Annotated in this window: 12 protein-coding genes, 2 rRNA genes and 1 riboswitch (1 of these 15 running past the window's edge); of the genes, 1 reads left to right on the top strand and 13 read right to left on the bottom strand. The window is 68.8% G+C overall.

The window, feature by feature from the left end:
• Positions 1-35: 35 nt before the first annotated feature.
• Entirely contained in the window at positions 36-2,921 is a 2,886-nt protein-coding gene (gcvP, locus tag OEIGOIKO_RS36430; RefSeq protein WP_125057612.1) for an aminomethyl-transferring glycine dehydrogenase, read from the bottom strand.
• A 188-nt stretch (positions 2,922-3,109) separates the two neighbouring features.
• Positions 3,110-3,207: riboswitch (glycine riboswitch) on the bottom strand.
• A gap of 114 nt (positions 3,208-3,321) precedes the next feature.
• On the opposite strand from gcvP, the gene OEIGOIKO_RS36425 reads away from it, so the two are divergent.
• A complete protein-coding gene (locus OEIGOIKO_RS36425; protein ID WP_170251961.1) occupies positions 3,322-3,711 on the top strand; it encodes a PRC-barrel domain-containing protein in 390 nt (129 codons plus the stop codon).
• Here OEIGOIKO_RS36425 and OEIGOIKO_RS36420 read toward each other — a convergent pair.
• The 12 genes from OEIGOIKO_RS36420 to OEIGOIKO_RS36365 form a co-directional block, all read right to left on the bottom strand.
• The gene (locus OEIGOIKO_RS36420) at positions 3,615-5,519 is read right to left on the bottom strand and encodes a DNA polymerase IV (RefSeq protein ID WP_125057611.1); all 1,905 of its coding nucleotides are present in this window, start codon (positions 5,517-5,519) and stop codon (positions 3,615-3,617) included. The two genes, OEIGOIKO_RS36425 and OEIGOIKO_RS36420, sit on opposite strands and share 97 nt — an antisense overlap.
• 230 nt (positions 5,520-5,749) lie before the next feature.
• A complete protein-coding gene (locus OEIGOIKO_RS36415; RefSeq protein ID WP_031005217.1) occupies positions 5,750-6,352 on the bottom strand; it encodes a MerR family transcriptional regulator in 603 nt (200 codons plus the stop codon).
• A 186-nt stretch (positions 6,353-6,538) separates the two neighbouring features.
• Positions 6,539-7,012, bottom strand: coding sequence for a bifunctional nuclease family protein (locus OEIGOIKO_RS36410; RefSeq protein WP_003984965.1), 474 nt, complete (start codon positions 7,010-7,012; stop codon positions 6,539-6,541).
• Positions 7,013-7,065: 53 nt separating this feature from the next.
• On the bottom strand, positions 7,066-7,812 hold the full coding sequence (gene ftsR, locus OEIGOIKO_RS36405) for a transcriptional regulator FtsR (RefSeq protein WP_125057610.1): 747 nt from the start codon (positions 7,810-7,812) through the stop codon (positions 7,066-7,068).
• Positions 7,813-7,829: 17 nt separating this feature from the next.
• Positions 7,830-8,642 (bottom strand): FHA domain-containing protein, encoded by an 813-nt coding sequence (locus OEIGOIKO_RS43635; protein ID WP_218040073.1) that lies wholly within the window; start codon positions 8,640-8,642, stop codon positions 7,830-7,832.
• 148 nt (positions 8,643-8,790) lie between these two features.
• Entirely contained in the window at positions 8,791-9,762 is a 972-nt protein-coding gene (locus OEIGOIKO_RS36395; RefSeq protein ID WP_371859001.1) for a DUF881 domain-containing protein, read from the bottom strand.
• A gap of 5 nt (positions 9,763-9,767) precedes the next feature.
• Positions 9,768-10,100, bottom strand: a complete 333-nt coding sequence (locus OEIGOIKO_RS36390; RefSeq protein ID WP_003984969.1) for a small basic family protein — start codon at positions 10,098-10,100, stop codon at positions 9,768-9,770.
• Positions 10,097-11,011, bottom strand: coding sequence for a DUF881 domain-containing protein (locus OEIGOIKO_RS36385; RefSeq protein ID WP_125057608.1), 915 nt, complete (start codon positions 11,009-11,011; stop codon positions 10,097-10,099). The genes OEIGOIKO_RS36390 and OEIGOIKO_RS36385 overlap by 4 nt, the downstream gene beginning before the upstream one ends.
• Positions 11,012-11,127: 116 nt before the next feature.
• A complete protein-coding gene (locus OEIGOIKO_RS36380) occupies positions 11,128-13,623 on the bottom strand; it encodes a mannose-1-phosphate guanyltransferase (protein ID WP_125057607.1) in 2,496 nt (831 codons plus the stop codon).
• A 115-nt stretch (positions 13,624-13,738) separates the two neighbouring features.
• Positions 13,739-14,347 carry a CDP-alcohol phosphatidyltransferase family protein gene (locus OEIGOIKO_RS36375; protein WP_125057606.1) on the bottom strand — a complete coding sequence of 203 codons (609 nt, stop codon included), beginning with the start codon at positions 14,345-14,347 and terminating at the stop codon, positions 13,739-13,741.
• A gap of 227 nt (positions 14,348-14,574) precedes the next feature.
• Positions 14,575-14,691: ribosomal RNA gene (gene rrf, locus OEIGOIKO_RS36370) — 5S ribosomal RNA — on the bottom strand.
• 76 nt (positions 14,692-14,767) lie between these two features.
• Positions 14,768-16,977: ribosomal RNA gene (locus OEIGOIKO_RS36365) — 23S ribosomal RNA — on the bottom strand (it continues 912 nt past the right edge of the window).

Here is a 16,977-nt window from a genome sequence, read left to right as displayed (position 1 = left end):
CCGCGCGACCGCGAGCGGTGCCCGCCGACGGCGGATCAGCCGTCGTACTCCTCCATGGGCGGGCAGGAGCACACAAGGTTGCGGTCACCGAACGCACCGTCGATCCGGCGCACCGGCGGCCAGTACTTCTCCGCCGCCTCGACGCCGGCCGGGAAGACCGCCTCCTCGCGGGTGTACGGGTGCGTCCACTCGCCGCCGAGCGCCGCCGCGGTGTGCGGGGCGTTGCGCAGCGGGTTGTCGTCCTGGTCCCACTCCCCCGAGCCGACCTTGTCGATCTCCGCGCGGATCGCGATCATCGCCTCGCAGAAGCGGTCCAGCTCGTGCAGGTCCTCGCTCTCGGTCGGCTCGATCATCAGCGTGCCGGCCACCGGGAAGGACATCGTCGGCGCGTGGAAGCCGTAGTCGATCAGCCGCTTGGCGACGTCGTCGATGCTCACCCCGGTCGCCTTGGTCAGCGGCCGTACGTCGATGATGCACTCGTGCGCGACCAGGCCGCCGGGGCCGGTGTAGAGCACGGGGTAGTGCGGCTCCAGGCGCTTGGCGATGTAGTTGGCGCCGAGCACCGCGACCTGGGTGGCGCGCGTGAGCCCCGCGCCGCCCATCAGCCGGACGTACGCCCAGGAGATGGGCAGGATGCCCGCGGAACCCCACGGCGCCGCGGAGATGGGGCCGACTCCCGTCTCCGGGCCCGCGGTGGGCTGCAGCGGGTGGTTGGGCAGGTACGGCGCCAGGTGGGCGCGCACGCCGACCGGGCCGACGCCGGGACCGCCGCCGCCGTGCGGGATGCAGAAGGTCTTGTGCAGGTTCAGGTGCGAGACGTCGCCGCCGAACTTGCCGGGCTCGGCGAGGCCGACCAGCGCGTTGAGGTTGGCGCCGTCCACGTACACCTGACCGCCCGCGTCGTGCACGGCCGCGCAGATCTGCGTGATGTGCTCCTCGAACACGCCGTGCGTGGACGGGTAGGTCACCATCAGCACCGCGAGCTGGTCCCGGTACTGCTCGATCTTTGCGTGCAGGTCGTCGGTGTCCACCTCGCCGTCCTCGCCGGTCTTGACGACGACGACCTTCATGCCGGCCATCACGGCGCTGGCGGCGTTGGTGCCGTGCGCCGAGGAGGGGATCAGGCAGACGGTGCGCTGCTCGTCGCCGTTGGCGCGGTGGTACGCGCGTACGGCCAGCAGGCCGGCCAGTTCACCCTGCGAACCGGCGTTCGGCTGGATGGAGACCTTGTCGTAGCCGGTGACCGTGGCCAGCCGCTCCTCCAGCTCCGCGATGAGCGTGAGGTAGCCCTGCGCCTGCTCGACCGGCGCGAACGGGTGCAGCTGCCCGAACTCGGGCCAGGTGACCGGCTCCATCTCGGTCGTCGCGTTCAGCTTCATGGTGCACGAGCCGAGCGGGATCATGCCGCGGTCCAGCGCGTAGTCCTTGTCCGACAGGCGGCGCAGGTAGCGCAGCATCGCGGTCTCGGAACGGTGCTGGTGGAAGACCGGGTGCGTCAGGTACGCGTCGCCGCGCAGCAGCTCCTCGGGCAGCGCGTCGGCCACGGTCGCGTCGAGCTGCTCGATGTCGGCCTGGACGCCGAAGGCGCCCCACACCGCGTGCACCTGCGCGCGTCCGGTGGTCTCGTCGCAGGCGACGCCCACCAGGTCGGCGTCGACCAGCCGCAGGTTGACCCCGGCCTCGCGGGCCGCGGCGACGGCCTCGGCGGCCCGGCCCGGCACCCGTACGGTCAGCGTGTCGAAGTAGCCGCCGTGCACGACCTCCACCCCGCCGGCCCGCAGGCCCGCCGCGAGTATGGACGCGTAGCGGTGGGTACGGCGCGCGATGGCGGCGAGGCCGTCCGGGCCGTGGTACACGGCGTACATGCCCGCCATCACCGCGAGCAGCACCTGCGCGGTGCAGATGTTGCTGGTGGCCTTTTCCCGGCGGATGTGCTGCTCACGCGTCTGGAGAGCGAGCCGGTACGCCTTGTTCCCGTCGGCGTCCACCGACACGCCCACCAGCCGGCCGGGCAGGCTGCGGGCGAACTTCTCCCGTACGGCCATGAATCCGGCGTGCGGGCCGCCGAAGCCCATCGGGACGCCGAAGCGCTGCGTGGTGCCGACGGCGATGTCGGCGCCCAGCTCGCCCGGCGAGGTCAGCAGCGTCAGCGCCAGCAGGTCGGCGGCGACGGTCACGATCGCGCCCAGCTCGTGCGCCTGCTCGATGACGGCACGCGGGTCCCGTACGGCGCCGGAGGCACCCGGGTACTGGAGCAGCACGCCGAAGACACCGCGCTCGGCGGCCTCCGCCGGGATGCCCTCGGACAGGTCGGCCACCACGACCTCGACGCCGGTCGGCTCGGCGCGGGTCCGGATGACGGCGACGGTCTGCGGCAGACAGTCGGCGTCGACCAGGAAGACGCCCTGCTTGACCTTGCCCACGCGCCGCGAGAGGGCCATCGCCTCGGCCGCGGCCGTGCCCTCGTCCAGCAGCGAGGCACCGGAGGTGGGCAGTCCGGTCAGGTCGGCGACCATGGTCTGGAAATTGAGCAGCGCTTCGAGCCGGCCCTGCGAGATCTCCGGCTGGTACGGGGTGTAGGCCGTGTACCAGGCGGGGTTCTCCATCACGTTGCGCAGGATCACCGGCGGGGTGAACGTGCCGTGGTAACCGAGCCCGATCATCGGGGCGAGCACCTGGTTGCGGTCCGCGAGCGCCCGCAGCTCGGCGAGGACCTCGGCCTCCGTACGGCCCTGGGGCAGGCCCAGCGCCTCCGCGCTCTTGATCACGTCCGGTACGGCGGCCGCGGTCAGTTCGTCCAGCGATCCGAACCCGACCTGCGCCAGCATCTTGGCCTGGGCCTCCGGGCCGGGGCCGATGTGCCGCTGCTCGAACGGGGTGCCTCGTTCCAGCTCGGTCAGGGAGCTGCGGGTGGTGGTCATCTGCGGGGGCCTCCTGGTCGTTTCGACCTACGCGGGGCACCACGGCGCTGGTGCCCGGACGGCCTCCCCCTCTGTCATCTCAACCTGAGAGCTTCACCGGTCCCGCACGCGGTACCGGCTTTCACCGTCGGTGAGGAAGGGTTCCGGCGCTGTGTCCGCCCGTGGCCCGCCCTGCTTTCCAGAGTGACCTCGTCCATGCGGTACGTGAGCCTGAGAGATTCCGGGGAGGAGTTGCTCCTTCGGCGCCTCCGCCAAGATCGACGAAGGACTCTCCCGCATGGGGTCGACAGCCGCTCGCCAGCCTACCAGCGCGGCGAACGGACGTTCCTTCGAGTGGCCGGGGCATGAATTGTGCCGTTTGGTAGTTGTCACAAGGCAGTTGCGACCACTAGGAGGGACCGTGCAGACCGATATCGATCCCCGCAGCTTGATCGGCCGCAAGGCGTTCGACAAGAACGGAACCAAGATCGGCACCGTCGACGAGGTGTACCTGGACGACGCGACCGGTGAACCGGAATGGGCGGCCGTACGCACCGGGATCTTCAGCCGGGACGCGTTCGTGCCCCTGGAGCCCAGCGATCTGGTCGACGAGGCACTGCACGTCCCCTACGACCGCAAGCTGATCAGGGACGCGCCGGACTTCGGGGTGGGCCGCCACCTCTCGCCGGAGCAGGAACTACAGCTCTATCACCACTACCGTCTGGACATCCCGGCCCCCGATCCCGCGCCCGGCTCGGACGCCGCGCCGGCCGACACGGAGTTCGGGCGGGTGGCCGGCGCGGAGGACTGAACACCGGGCGGAGAGGGAGGAGCCTCACGGCCGCCGGACGCCTCCGCCACACCGTCGCCGGATTCGTCGGGTTCCTCCAGCATGTCGCCGCCGGGTCCGTCGGGTTCCCTCAGCATGTCGCCGCCGGGCCCGTCGGGTTCCCTCAGCATGTCGCCGCCGGGCCCGTCTGGCTCCTTCAGCACGTCGCCGCCGGGCCCGCCGGGTTCCCTCAGCACGCCACCGCCGGGCCCGCCGGGCTCCTCCAGCACGCCACCGCCGGGCCCGCCGGGACGGCCGGCGCCCCCGGACCCGCCGGGCTCGTCGGCTTCCCCGGACCCGCCGGGGCCACCGGCCTCCCCCGATCCGCCAGGCCCGTCCACCTCCCCGGCCTCGCGCTCACCACGACCGCCGGACCCGCCCGCCCCGCCGGGCAAACCGCCGGGCAGACCGCCCGGCAGCCCGTCGCGCCACCCGTCCGGCGGACCGCCCACCAGCGGCAGCGGCTCACCGGGCCGCAGCGCGGGGTCCTCGACCGGGAACGTGCGCACCCGCCCGGGCCCGGACCACGGCTGCTCGAACCGTACGGTCACCCGGCCCACGCCGCTGCCCTGCACCCAGCCCGCCCCGTGCTCGTCATGGATCACGTCGAGCCCCGGGAGCCAGCGTCGGGGCCGCTCGGGCTCGTCGGCGGCCAGCCGCGCGGCCTCGTCGGCCGCCCGGCGCGCCCGCTCGGCCTCCTCCTCGGCCGCCTTCTCCGTCGCCACCTGGGCGAACAGGTCCTCCTGCGTGAAATCCGCGAGGCCGGTCACCCCCACACCCAGCAGCCGTACGCCGCCCGTCGTGTCCACCAGGTCCAGCAGCCGGGCCGCGGCCTCCCGCACCACGCCCTGGTCGTCCGTGGGCCCGCGCAGCGTCTCCGACCTGGTCAGCGTGGAGAAGTCGTAGTTACGCACCTTGATCACGACGGTCCGGCCGGACCGCCCGGCCGCCCGCAGCCGTTGCACGCACCGGTCCGCCAGCCGCATCACCTCGGCCCGCACCCGTGTCCGGTCCGTCAGGTCCACCTCGAAGGTGTCCTCGACCGATATCGACTTCGCGTCCCGCTCGGCCACCACGGGCCGGTCGTCCCGGCCCAGCGCCATCGCGTACAGCCCGGCGCCGTGCGCCCTGCCCAGCAGCCGTACGAGCTCCGCCTCGCCCGCCTCCGCCGTCTCGGCGACCGTGTGGATGCCCGCCCGGCGCAGCGTCTCCGCCGTGGCCGGGCCGACGCCGGGCAGCGTACGCACCGTCATCGGGCCGAGGAGCTCCCGCTCCGTGCCGGGCTCGATGACCACGAGGCCGTCCGGCTTGGCCTGCTCCGAGGCGATCTTGGCCAGCATCTTGGCGCCGGCCAGTCCCACCGACCCGGTCAGCCCCGTCCGGCGCCGGATGTCCCGTCGCAACCGCTCCCCCACCGCCCGCACCGCCGCGGTGTCCGCCGCGACACCGCCCGCTTCCAGGTCGACGAACGCCTCGTCCAGGCTGAGCGGCTCCACCAGCGGCGACAGCTCGTGCAGCAGCTCCATCACCACGTCGCTGACCTGGCGGTACAGGGTGAAGCGCGGTGTCAGGTACGCCGCGTTCGGACAGCGGCGGCGGGCCTGCGCGGTGGGCATGGCGGAGCGCACCCCGAAGACCCGGGCCTCGTACGAGGCCGTGGAGACCACACCGCGCGGACCGATCCCGCCGACCACCACGGGTTTTCCGCGCAGGCTCGGCTTGGCCGCCTGCTCGGCGGCCGCGAAGAACGCATCCATGTCGAGATGCAGGATCGTCGGCGCACGTCTCACACGACTGATGCTCCCCCACACCACTGACAATCGCGCCGGCCGTCCTCGCCGGACGGCCTGAGAGCCGCTGTACGAGGCCCCCGGCCCGCTCCGTGCCCCGTGAGGCCTCGGGTGCGTCCTGGTACGACAGAGGCGCAGGAGACCGCCGTAACGGGCGTACGCAGCAGCCGGGCGCCGTCTCCGTACGCCCTGCCGCTGCCGTTCTGCGCTTTTCGCGCCGTACGCCCCGCTCAGCCCGCCCGGTTGCGCCGCCGCGCCAGCTCGTCGTGCGGGTTGTGCCGGACCAGCGTCTCGCCGGTGTCCACCCGCTCGCCGTGGAGCTGCGACAACGCGCCCTCCACGTCGCGCCACACCACGCCCACCGCGATGCCGAAGACACCCTGCCCGCCCTGGAGCAGGTCGACGACCTCGTCGGGCGAGGTGCATTCGTAGACCGTCGCGCCGTCGCTCATCAAGGTCATCCGCGCCAGGTCGGACAGCCCGCGGGAGCGCAGGTGCCGGACGGCGGTGCGGATGTTCTGCAGGGACACGCCGGTGTCCAGCAGCCGCTTGACGATCTTCAGGACGACGACGTCCCGGAAGTTGTAGAGCCGCTGGGTGCCCGACCCGTAGGCGGGCCGCACGCTCGGCTCGACGAGCCCCGTACGGGCCCAGTAGTCGAGCTGGCGGTAGGTGATCCCCGCGGCCGCGCACGCCGTCGGGCCGCGGTAGCCGATGGTTTCCGCCCCGCGGTCCCCCGGCACCTCGGCGGCCTGTGCCGGGGTGCGGTCAACAGCCCCGGGGTGGAGCGGCAACGCCCCTTCCGCCGCCGTACCGTCGCCGGTGATTGCCACGCCGACCTCCGTCCTCCACGTCCCGGACGGGACCTGCCCTATCGACGGTATGCAGTCACTCGGGGTGCGTCAACGATCGCCGCGCTCGCCACGCCGAGTGATAATCACCCTGCGAGTGGTTTCTCGTGCCCCCGGACGGGGAAAGGCTACTCGAATGCGCGGAAGACGGCCCTCCGCGCACCCGGCTCACTGACTGTTGGTGCCGAAGTCCTCGGGCGAGATCTGGTCGAGGAACTCGCGGAACTTCTCCACCTCGTCCTCCTGCTCGTCCGGGATGGCGATGCCCGCGTCGTCGAGGACCCCGTCGGTCCCGTAGATCGGCGTACCGGTGCGCAGCGCCAGCGCTATGGCGTCGGACGGACGGGCGCTGACCTCGACACCACTGGCGAAGACCAGTTCGGCATAGAAGACCCCCTCGCGCAGGTCCGTGATGCGGACCTGGGTCAGTTCCTGGCCCACCGCTTCCAGCACGTCCTTGAAGAGGTCGTGCGTCAGCGGCCTGGCAGGGGCCATCCCCTGCTGGGCGAAGGCGATGGCGGTGGCCTCCCCCGGCCCGATCCAAATGGGCAGGTAACGGTCGCCTCCTACCTCCCGTAGGAGCACGATCGGTTGGTTGGAAGGCATTTCCACCCGGACACCCACGACATCGAGCTCGTTCACACAGCAACCCTAGGACGTGCCCGGGCGGTTTGGGTAGTCGGGCCACCCATTGCTCACGTCGGCCGGACCCGCAGGGCGGACTGGACCAGCGCCGCGTGCAGCCGTACGGACAGCGTGGCCAGCTCTCTGGCCGTGGCCTCGGCGTGCTGCCTGGTCTGCGGATTGCGGTGCCGGCGCAGCGGCGCGACGACCTGCTCGACGAGGTTGGCCTCCCGTTCGGCGGCCGCCTTGACCGCCCGCAGATGGCGGGGTTCCAGGCCGAATCGCCCCAGTTCGGCGACGAGCCTGGCGACCGTCACGGCCTCGATGTCGTACCCGCCGTCGGCGTCCGGGACGATGAGTCCGTACGCCTCCCAGTCGGCCAGCTCGGACTCCTCGACCTCCGCGGCGGCCAGCAGCTCCGCCCGGCCGATGCGGGCGGCCGTGGGCAGGTCACCGGCCGACTCGCCGAGACCTTCGAACAGCTCCCCCGCGGGCGCGGCGGGAGCCGGCAGCGACACCTGTTCGCCCCGCGCGAGAGCGTCGAGGTGCTCGCGGATCACTTTCAGCGGAAGATAGTGGTCACGCTGCATCCGCAGGACGGCCGCCAGCCGGGCGACGTCGTCCGCGCTGAACTTGCGGTATCCGGACGGGGTGCGCCGCGGCTCGACGAGCCCCTCGGCCTCCAAGAAACGGATCTTGGAGATGGTGACCTCGGGGAACTCGTCGCGCAGCGCGTTGAGCACCGTACCGATGCTCATCAGCTTGCCGTCCGAGGTGGTGCCGGCGGACCCGGCACCACCCGGCGCAGTGCGGTGCATATGCCTTCCTTGGCCGGTCAGAACCCGACGCCCCGCTGGCTCGCGTAGAAGACCAGCCGGAACTTGCCGATCTGGACCTCGTCACCGTTGGCGAGCGGCACCGAGTCGATCCGCTCACGGTTGACGTACGTGCCGTTCAGGCTGCCGACGTCGGCGACGGTGAAGCCGTCCTGGCCGCGGCGGAACTCCACGTGCCGGCGCGAGACCGTCACGTCGTCCAGGAAGATGTCGCTCTGCGGGTGCCGCCCGGCCGTCGTCAGGTCGCCGTCCAGCAGGAAGCGGCTGCCCGAGTTCGGACCGCGGCGCACCACCAGCAGGGCCGAGCCCATCGGCAGCGCCTCGACGGCCGCCTGGGCCTCGGGGGACAGCGACGGCACCGCCGTCTGCCCCGTCGTCTCCGCGTCGTACGCCTCCAGCCCCGAGATGGAGATGGTGGAGGTCGTCTCGGACGCACGCTCGGCCTGCGCCCCGGGGCGCAGCGGCGCTCCGCAGTTGGAGCAGAACCGGCTCGCCTCGGCGTTGCGGTGACCGCACCTCGTACAGACCGGCAAGGCAACCCCTCCACCCGTGTTCGCGGCCGACGGTCCCTGGGAACCTATGCGGCCGGGCACGGAGGGGTCAACAGAATGAGCACCCGGCGCTCCGGGGCCACCGACCTGGTCACGGAAGAGCGGACGCTCTCCGCCGGCGCCGCCCTCCTCGGGCTGGCGCGAGGCACGGTGCTTGGCCGAGCCGCTGCCGCCCTCCTGGCGTGCGCTCTTGCCGAACAGCTTTGCAAACAACTTCACGGGCGATTCCCCTTGAACGAAACAGACCCGCCCGTGGGGCAGGACGAACCCTCGATGCACACACCGGCCGATCCGGACATCTTGTTAACGTCCGTGGCCTTCACACAGTTTCCACCACGCACCACCCGTACGGTGCGCCGACCCCCCGCTACCTCATGACCGACCCGAAGCGTCCGCATTCGTCGCCGGCTCACCGCGATGACGACCGAGCGTAGTCAGGCCGCTTCGCCTCCCGCAAGGCGTCCACGATGATCTTCTCGTCACGGCTCACCGACACAGTGGCCTGCTCCTTCTCCAAAGTCTGCACCACACCGCCAGGGATGTTCAGCGCCGGTTCCAGGTCCTCGGGCTTGCCGATCACCTTGAAACGGTACGGCTGGGTGACGCGTCTGCCGTCGACCTCCACGCCGCCGCGGACGTCCGACAGGTACGAATCGGCCACGATCCGTACCTCGTTGATCTGAATGGCCTCGGCACCGGCCGCCCGCAACTCCTGGACGGTGTCCAGGAGTTTGTCCGCCTCGACGGAGTGCGTCGGATCGTTGATGGTGAGGTTGATGCCCGGCCCCTGGGCCGCCACCGTCCCCGCCAGCACGCCGAGCTGCTGCTCCTTCTCCACGGTCTGCTTCCGGGCCTCCTCGGCCTGGTCCGAGCTGTTCTCCAGCTCGGTCTTCTGGCCCTCCAGCCTGCGCTGTTCATCCGTCAGGCGTTGCGAACGGTTGTCCAATTCATCCAGGATGCGCACCAGGTCCTCCTGCCGCGCGCCCCGTAGTGCGCTGTTGTCACTCGTGGAACGTACCTGAATTGCCAGGCCGAGACCGAGAATGAACAGCAGCAGGGCCACGATCAGTTGGGCCCGGGTCAGCCGCGGCGGCCACAGACCGGCCACCAGACGCTGCCGTCCGGTCACCTGCGGCTCCGCCGCACCGGGCCCGGCCGTCTGGTCCGTACCTGCCGCCGGCGCCTCGTCAGCGGCGCTCCCAGCGCCGTCCTGCCGGTCCTGGGACCGGCTCTCCGGAGGCATCGGCCGCCGGTCGGCCGGCCGGTCCGCCCCACCGGGGCCGTGGTCCGCACCGCCGGACCCGCCGGGCGGCACCTTCCGCGGCTCCCCGCCCGGCTCCGGCGGCGTGCCGTCCGGCCCGGGAATGTCGTCCGTAGCCATCGGCATCAGGCCCTGAAGACGTGCCGGCGGATGGCCGCGGCGTTGGAGAAGATGCGGATGCCCAGTACGACGACCACACCGGTGGACAGTTGGGCGCCGACGCCGAGCTTGTCCCCGAGGAAGACGATGAGCGCGGCGACCACCACGTTGGACAGGAACGAGACGACGAAGACCTTGTCGTCGAAGATGCCGTCCAGCATCGCGCGCAGACCGCCGAAGACGGCGTCCAGCGCCGCGACGACAGCGATCGGCAGGTAGGGCTCGACCACCGTCGGCACCACGGGTCGGACCACAAGCCCGACCACGACTCCCACGATGAGGCCCAGTACGGCGATCACGATGTGCCCTTCCCTGTGTCGGCGCCGCCCGCGGCACCGGCCTTCGGCTGTGCTGTACGTACGATCAAACTGGGCGCGGGCGGCAGCCTGACCTCGTTCTCGGCGGAAATCTTCGTACGAATCCCGTAGTTCTTGCGCAGCACGTCCAAGTACTGGCCGTCCGCACTGTCCTGGAACGCGGTCGCGAGCTTGCGCCCGTCCCCCACCGCCAGCACCGTGTACGGCGGCACCAGCGGTTTGTTGTCGACCAGTATGGCGTCTCCCGCGGCCCGGATCGCCGAGAGGGACGTGAGCCGCTGCTCGTTGACGGCGACCGCCTCGGCGCCGGACGCCCAGAGGCCGTTGACGACCCGCTGCAGATCGCGGTCGCGCAGCCGCCCGGTGTCCGAGAACCCGGTGCTCTCCCGCGGCCCCCCGCCGCTCGACTTGGCCGACTTGGCGTCGTCGACGACGAGTTTCACCCCGGGGCCGGTCACCTGCGTCGAGCCTGCCAGCAGTGCCAGCAGCTCGGCCCGGTCGCCGCCGTGCTTCTTCAGCGCCTCGCGCTGCATCGCCCCCACGTCGTCGCGGAGCGCGTCGACCCGCTTCTGCACCGCGTCGGCGTCGGACGTACCGTGCTCGATACGGTTGATCAGCTCTTCGCGTTCCTTCGCCAGGGTGGGAGCCGATATCCGCGCCTGGGCGGCACCGACCGTCACCACCACCGCGGCCAGCACCAGGCCCGCCGCCAGCCCCAACTTGGCCCGCAAGGTACGGGGCAGGCCGCGCGTCCCCGCCGCCGCCTTGCGCTCCGCCGCTTCCGCGTACCCGTCGTCGAGGGCGTGGTCCATGACGTTGGTCAGCAGCGACATCGAGGCGTCGGGGCGCGATGCCTGGTGGGGGGTGCTCCGATCGGGGCGCTGCTGCGACATGCCGCACATCGTCGCACGTCGGCGCCGCAGTCACCCAATGGCCCCACCGGCGTGCCGAATCGCGGCGCGCCGGTGGGGCCACGGAACGGTACGGACGTCCGTACCCCCGCCGTGGATCAGCGGCCCGCGCTGTCCACCACCGCCGACCATTCGTCCAGCAGCTGCTGGGCCGAGGCGTCGTCCGGGCCTTCCGCCCACAGATGGGTGACGGCCTCCGCCGGGTCCGGCAGCACCAGCACCCAGCGCCCGTCGGCCTCCACCACCCGAACGCCGTCGGTGGTGTCCACCGACCGGTCGCCGGCCGCCTCCACCACATGGCGCATGACCAGGCCCTTGACCGCCCACGGTGTCGCCAGGTCCCGCTTGAGCACATGCGCCCGCGGGATCCGCGCGTCGATCTGGCTGAGCGTGAGCTGCGTACGGGCGACCAGCCCGATCAGCCGTACGAACGCCGCCGCGCCGTCGAAGACGCTGCTGAACTCCGGAACGATGAAGCCGCCGCGGCCGTCACCGCCGAAGATGGTGTCGTCCCCGCGGCCCACCCGGGTCAGATCGTCGGGCGAGGTGGTCGTCCACTCCACCTGCGTGCCGTGGTACGCGGCCACCTGCTCGGCGATACGGGTCGTGGTCACCGGCAGGGCCACCCGGCCGCTGCGCCGCTCGGCGGCCACCAGGTCGAGCATGACCAGCAGCGCCCGGTCGTCCTCGATGATCCGGCCGCGCTCGTCCACCAGCGACAGCCGCTCACCGACGGGGTCGAACCGCACCCCGAAGGCCGCCCGCGCGGAGGCCACGATCTCCCCGAGCCGGACCAGCCCGGCGCGCCGGGCGTCGGCGGTCTCCGTCGGCCGGGACTCGTCCAGGCCGGGGTTGATGGTCAGCGAATCGACGCCGAGCCGCCCCAGGAGGCTGGGCAGCACCAGGCCGGCGCTGCCGTTGGAGGCGTCCACGACGACCTTCAGACCGGACTCGCCGATGCCCTCGGTGTCCAGCGACCGGAGCAGCGACCCGGTGTACGAGTCGTAGACGCTGGAGGGGAAGTGCAGGTCGCCGATCTCGCCGGGGAAGGCCCTGCGGTACTCCTGGCGTGCATAGACCCGGTCCAGCTTGCGCTGGCCCGCCAGCGAGAGGTCGGCGCCGCGCTCGTCCAGGAACATGATGTCGACGGAGTCCGGCACGCCCGGTGTCGTACGGACCATGATGCCGCCGGCGCTGCCCCGGGCCGTCTGCTGCCGGGCCACCGGAAGCGGCACGTTCTCCACGTCCCGTACGTCGATGGCGCTGGCCTGGAGCGCGGAGATCATCGCGCGCTTCAGCGCCCGGGCACCCCGGGAGTGGTCCCGGGCGATGGTGACCGTGGACCCCTTCTTCAGGGTCGTGGCGTACGCGCCGGCCAGCCGTACCGCGACCTCGGGGGTGATCTCGACGTTCAGGATGCCGGAGACGCCACGGGCGCCGAACAGGTGCGCCTGGCCGCGGGACTCCCAGATCACCGAGGTGTTGACGAAGGCGCCGGCCTCGATGGTCTTGAACGGATAGACCCGGACATTGCCCTGGACAATCGATTCCTCACCGACGAGGCACTCGTCGCCGATGACGGCTCCGTCCTCGATCCGGGCCGCCCGCATGATGTCGGTGTTCTTACCGATCACACAGCCGCGCAGATTGCTCTGCTGACCGATGTACACGTTGTCGTGCACCACGGCCTTGTGCAGGAAGGCGCCGCTCTTGACGACGACGTTCGACCCGACGATGGTGTGCTCGCGCAGTTCCGCGCCGGCTTCGACCTTGGCGTAGTCGCCGATGTACAGCGGGCCGCGCAGTACGGCGTCCGGGTGCACCTCGGCGCCCTCGGCGACCCAGACGCCCGGCGAGATCTCGAAGCCGTCGATGTCGACGTCGACCTTGCCCTCAAGGACGTCGGCCTGGGCCTTCACATAGCTCTCGTGGGTGCCGACGTCCTCCCAGTAGCCCTCGGCGATGTAGCCGTAAACCGGCTTGCCTTCCTTCATGAGCTGGGGGAAGACGTCACCCGACCAGTCCACCGGGACGTCGGGTTCCACGTAGTCGAAAACTTCGGGCTCCATGACGTAGATGCCCGTGTTCACCGTGTCGGAGAAGACCTGGCCCCAGGTCGGCTTCTCCAGGAAACGCTCGACCTTGCCTTCCTCGTCGACGATCGTGATACCGAATTCCAGAGGATTGGGGACCCTCGTGAGGCAGACGGTGACGAGCGCGCCCTTCTCCTTGTGGAAACGGATCAGGTCGGTGAGATCGAAGTCGGTGAGCGCATCTCCGGAGATCACGAGGAAGGCGTCGTCGCGGAGCGCCTCCTCGGCGTTCTTCACGCTGCCGGCCGTCCCGAGCGGTTTTTCCTCGTTGGCGTAGGTGAGCTCCATGTCGAGCTCTTCCCCGTCACCGAAGTAGTTCCGGACGAGCGACGCCAGGAATTGCACGGTCACTACGGTCTCGCTGAGCCCATGCCGCTTCAACAGCCGCAGCACATGCTCCATGATCGGCCTGTTGGCCACGGGCAGCAGCGGCTTGGGCATACTCGACGTCATGGGGCGAAGGCGAGTGCCTTCACCACCGGCCATCACAACGGCCTTCATGTCGGAAGCGTCCTCCTCGAAACAGACGACGGTCCTGCCGACTTCGCCCGTCCGGGAGAGTTTCCGTTCTCCGTCTTCGCACCCGGTGGGCCGGGTGCGAGGACTTTCGGCGAGTTCAGTCGGCCTTGGTGTCCACCTTGATGATCCGGCGGACCTGGACCACATAGAGAATCCCTGCCCACCAGTACAGTGCTGTACCCCATCCGGCGAACGCCCATCCGAAAATTTCAGCGAGCGTGTGGAGCCAGCCTTCTCCGTCGCTGAGCAGCAGCAACGGGAAGGCATACATCAAGTTGAATGTAGCCGCCTTGCCCAGGAAGTTCACCTGGGGAGGGCCGTACTTGTGGCGGGCAAGGGCCGCGACCGCGATCAGCAGCATCAGTTCGCGCGCCAGGAGGGCCGCGGTGACCCACAGCGGGAGGATTCCGCGCCAGGTCAGGCCCACCAGGGTGGAGAGGATGTACAGCCGGTCGGCGGCCGGGTCGAGGATCCGGCCCAAGCTGCTGATCTGGTTCCAGCGGCGGGCCAGCTTGCCGTCGAGGTAGTCGCTGACGCCGCTCAGCGCCAGGACCAGCAGTGCCCAGTACTTGGTGTCCGGGCCGCCGAACTCCTTCCACAGGATCAACCACAGGAACACCGGCACGCCGACGAGGCGAGCCATGCTCAGAATGTTCGGGATGGTGAGGACACGATCCGTTTGGACGCGCGTCTCCTGGACCTCCACCCGGGGGCCTCCTGTGGGAACGTACCGACGATGCCCCCTGACCTTACCTGGCCGCTCCGGCCCGGCACACCGCGGGTCCCTTGTCCGGATACCGCACGACAACACGCACATAACCGGTGGCCGGCCCGCGGGAGCTGCCGGACGCCTTCCGGACTCCCGCCGGCACCGGGGCACAAACGCAGAAAGCCCCGCACCATACGGTGCGGGGCTTCCCACTATCAAAAGGAGTTCGGCGGCGTCCTACTCTCCCACAGGGTCCCCCCTGCAGTACCATCGGCGCTGAAAGGCTTAGCTTCCGGGTTCGAAATGTAACCGGGCGTTTCCCTAACGCTATGACCACCGAAACACTATGAAGATAACAACTCCAGCCGACAAGGCGAGTTCGTTACTTCAGAACTAACACAGTGGACGCGAGCAACTGAGGACAAGCCCTCGGCCTATTAGTACCAGTCAACTCCACCCGTTACCGGGCTTCCATATCTGGCCTATCAACCCAGTCGTCTACTGGGAGCCTTACCCTCTCAAGGAGGAGGGAGCCCTCATCTCGAAGCAGGCTTCCCGCTTAGATGCTTTCAGCGGTTATCCTTTCCGAACGTAGCCAACCAGCCATGCCCTTGGCAGGACAACTGGCACACCAGAGGTTCGTCCGTCCCGGTCCTCTCGTACTAGGGACAGCCCTTCTCAAGACTCCTACGCGCACAGCGGATAGGGACCGAACTGTCTCACGACGTTCTAAACCCAGCTCGCGTACCGCTTTAATGGGCGAACAGCCCAACCCTTGGGACCGACTCCAGCCCCAGGATGCGACGAGCCGACATCGAGGTGCCAAACCATCCCGTCGATATGGACTCTTGGGGAAGATCAGCCTGTTATCCCCGGGGTACCTTTTATCCGTTGAGCGACGGCGCTTCCACAAGCCACCGCCGGATCACTAGTCCCTACTTTCGTACCTGCTCGACCCGTCAGTCTCACAGTCAAGCTCCCTTGTGCACTTACACTCAACACCTGATTGCCAACCAGGCTGAGGGAACCTTTGGGCGCCTCCGTTACTCTTTAGGAGGCAACCGCCCCAGTTAAACTACCCACCAGACACTGTCCCTGATCCGGATCACGGACCCAGGTTAGACATCCAGCACGACCAGAGTGGTATTTCAACAACGACTCCCCCGCCACTGGCGTGACGAGTTCACAGTCTCCCACCTATCCTACACAAGCCGAACCGAACACCAATATCAAGCTATAGTAAAGGTCCCGGGGTCTTTCCGTCCTGCTGCGCGAAACGAGCATCTTTACTCGTAGTGCAATTTCACCGGGCCTATGGTTGAGACAGTCGAGAAGTCGTTACGCCATTCGTGCAGGTCGGAACTTACCCGACAAGGAATTTCGCTACCTTAGGATGGTTATAGTTACCACCGCCGTTTACTGGCGCTTAAGTTCTCAGCTTCGCCCTGTCGAAACAGAGCTAACCGGTCCCCTTAACGTTCCAGCACCGGGCAGGCGTCAGTCCGTATACATCGCCTTACGGCTTCGCACGGACCTGTGTTTTTAGTAAACAGTCGCTTCTCGCTGGTCTCTGCGGCCACCACCAGCTCAGAGTGCAAGACTCATCACCAGCAATGGCCCCCCTTCTCCCGAAGTTACGGGGGCATTTTGCCGAGTTCCTTAACCATAGTTCACCCGAACGCCTCGGTATTCTCTACCTGACCACCTGAGTCGGTTTAGGGTACGGGCCGCCATGAAACTCGCTAGAGGCTTTTCTCGACAGCATAGGATCATCCACTTCACCACAATCGGCTCGGCATCAGGTCTCAGACTTCATGCACGACGGATTTGCCTACCGTGCGTCCTACACCCTTACCCCGGGACAACCACCGCCCGGGCTGGACTACCTTCCTGCGTCACCCCATCACTCACCTACTACAAGTCTGGTTCGTCGGCTCCACCACTCCCCTACGCTCCGAAGAGCTCAGGGCGGCTTCACGGACTTAGCATCGCCTGATTCGATGTTTGGCGCTTCAAAGCGGGTACCGGAATATCAACCGGTTGTCCATCGACTACGCCTGTCGGCCTCGCCTTAGGTCCCGACTTACCCTGGGCAGATCAGCTTGACCCAGGAACCCTTAGTCAATCGGCGCACACGTTTCCCACGTGTGTATCGCTACTCATGCCTGCATTCTCACTCGTGAACCGTCCACAACTACCTTCCGGTGCTGCTTCACCCGGCACACGACGCTCCCCTACCCATCACAGTCCCCGTTAGGAGTACATACTGCAATGACACGACTTCGGCGGTGTGCTTGAGCCCCGCTACATTGTCGGCGCGGAATCACTTGACCAGTGAGCTATTACGCACTCTTTCAAGGATGGCTGCTTCTAAGCCAACCTCCTGGTTGTCTCTGCGACTCCACATCCTTTCCCACTTAGCACACGCTTAGGGGCCTTAGTCGATGCTCTGGGCTGTTTCCCTCTCGACCATGGAGCTTATCCCCCACAGTCTCACTGCCGCGCTCTCACTTACCGGCATTCGGAGTTTGGCTAAGGTCAGTAACCCGGTAGGGCCCATCGCCTATCCAGTGCTCTACCTCCGGCAAGAAACACACGACGCTGCACCTAAATGCATTTCGGGGAGA

The organism is Streptomyces paromomycinus, assembly GCF_003865155.1.
Taxonomy (GTDB): Bacteria; Actinomycetota; Actinomycetes; order Streptomycetales; family Streptomycetaceae; genus Streptomyces; species Streptomyces chrestomyceticus.
This window is presented reverse-complemented; position numbering and strand designations above follow the sequence as displayed.

What these genes read in the sequence shown, in the direction of transcription:
- gcvP (WP_125057612.1), bottom strand. Translation starts at nt 2,921, where the DNA reads ATGACCACCACCCGCAGCTCCCTGACCGAGCTGGAACGAGGCACCCCG.
- ftsR (WP_125057610.1), bottom strand. Translation starts at nt 7,812, where the DNA reads ATGCACCGCACTGCGCCGGGTGGTGCCGGGTCCGCCGGCACCACCTCG.
- OEIGOIKO_RS36395 (WP_371859001.1), bottom strand. Translation starts at nt 9,762, where the DNA reads ATGGCTACGGACGACATTCCCGGGCCGGACGGCACGCCGCCGGAGCCG.
- OEIGOIKO_RS36385 (WP_125057608.1), bottom strand. Translation starts at nt 11,011, where the DNA reads ATGTCGCAGCAGCGCCCCGATCGGAGCACCCCCCACCAGGCATCGCGC.
- OEIGOIKO_RS36380 (WP_125057607.1), bottom strand. Translation starts at nt 13,623, where the DNA reads ATGAAGGCCGTTGTGATGGCCGGTGGTGAAGGCACTCGCCTTCGCCCC.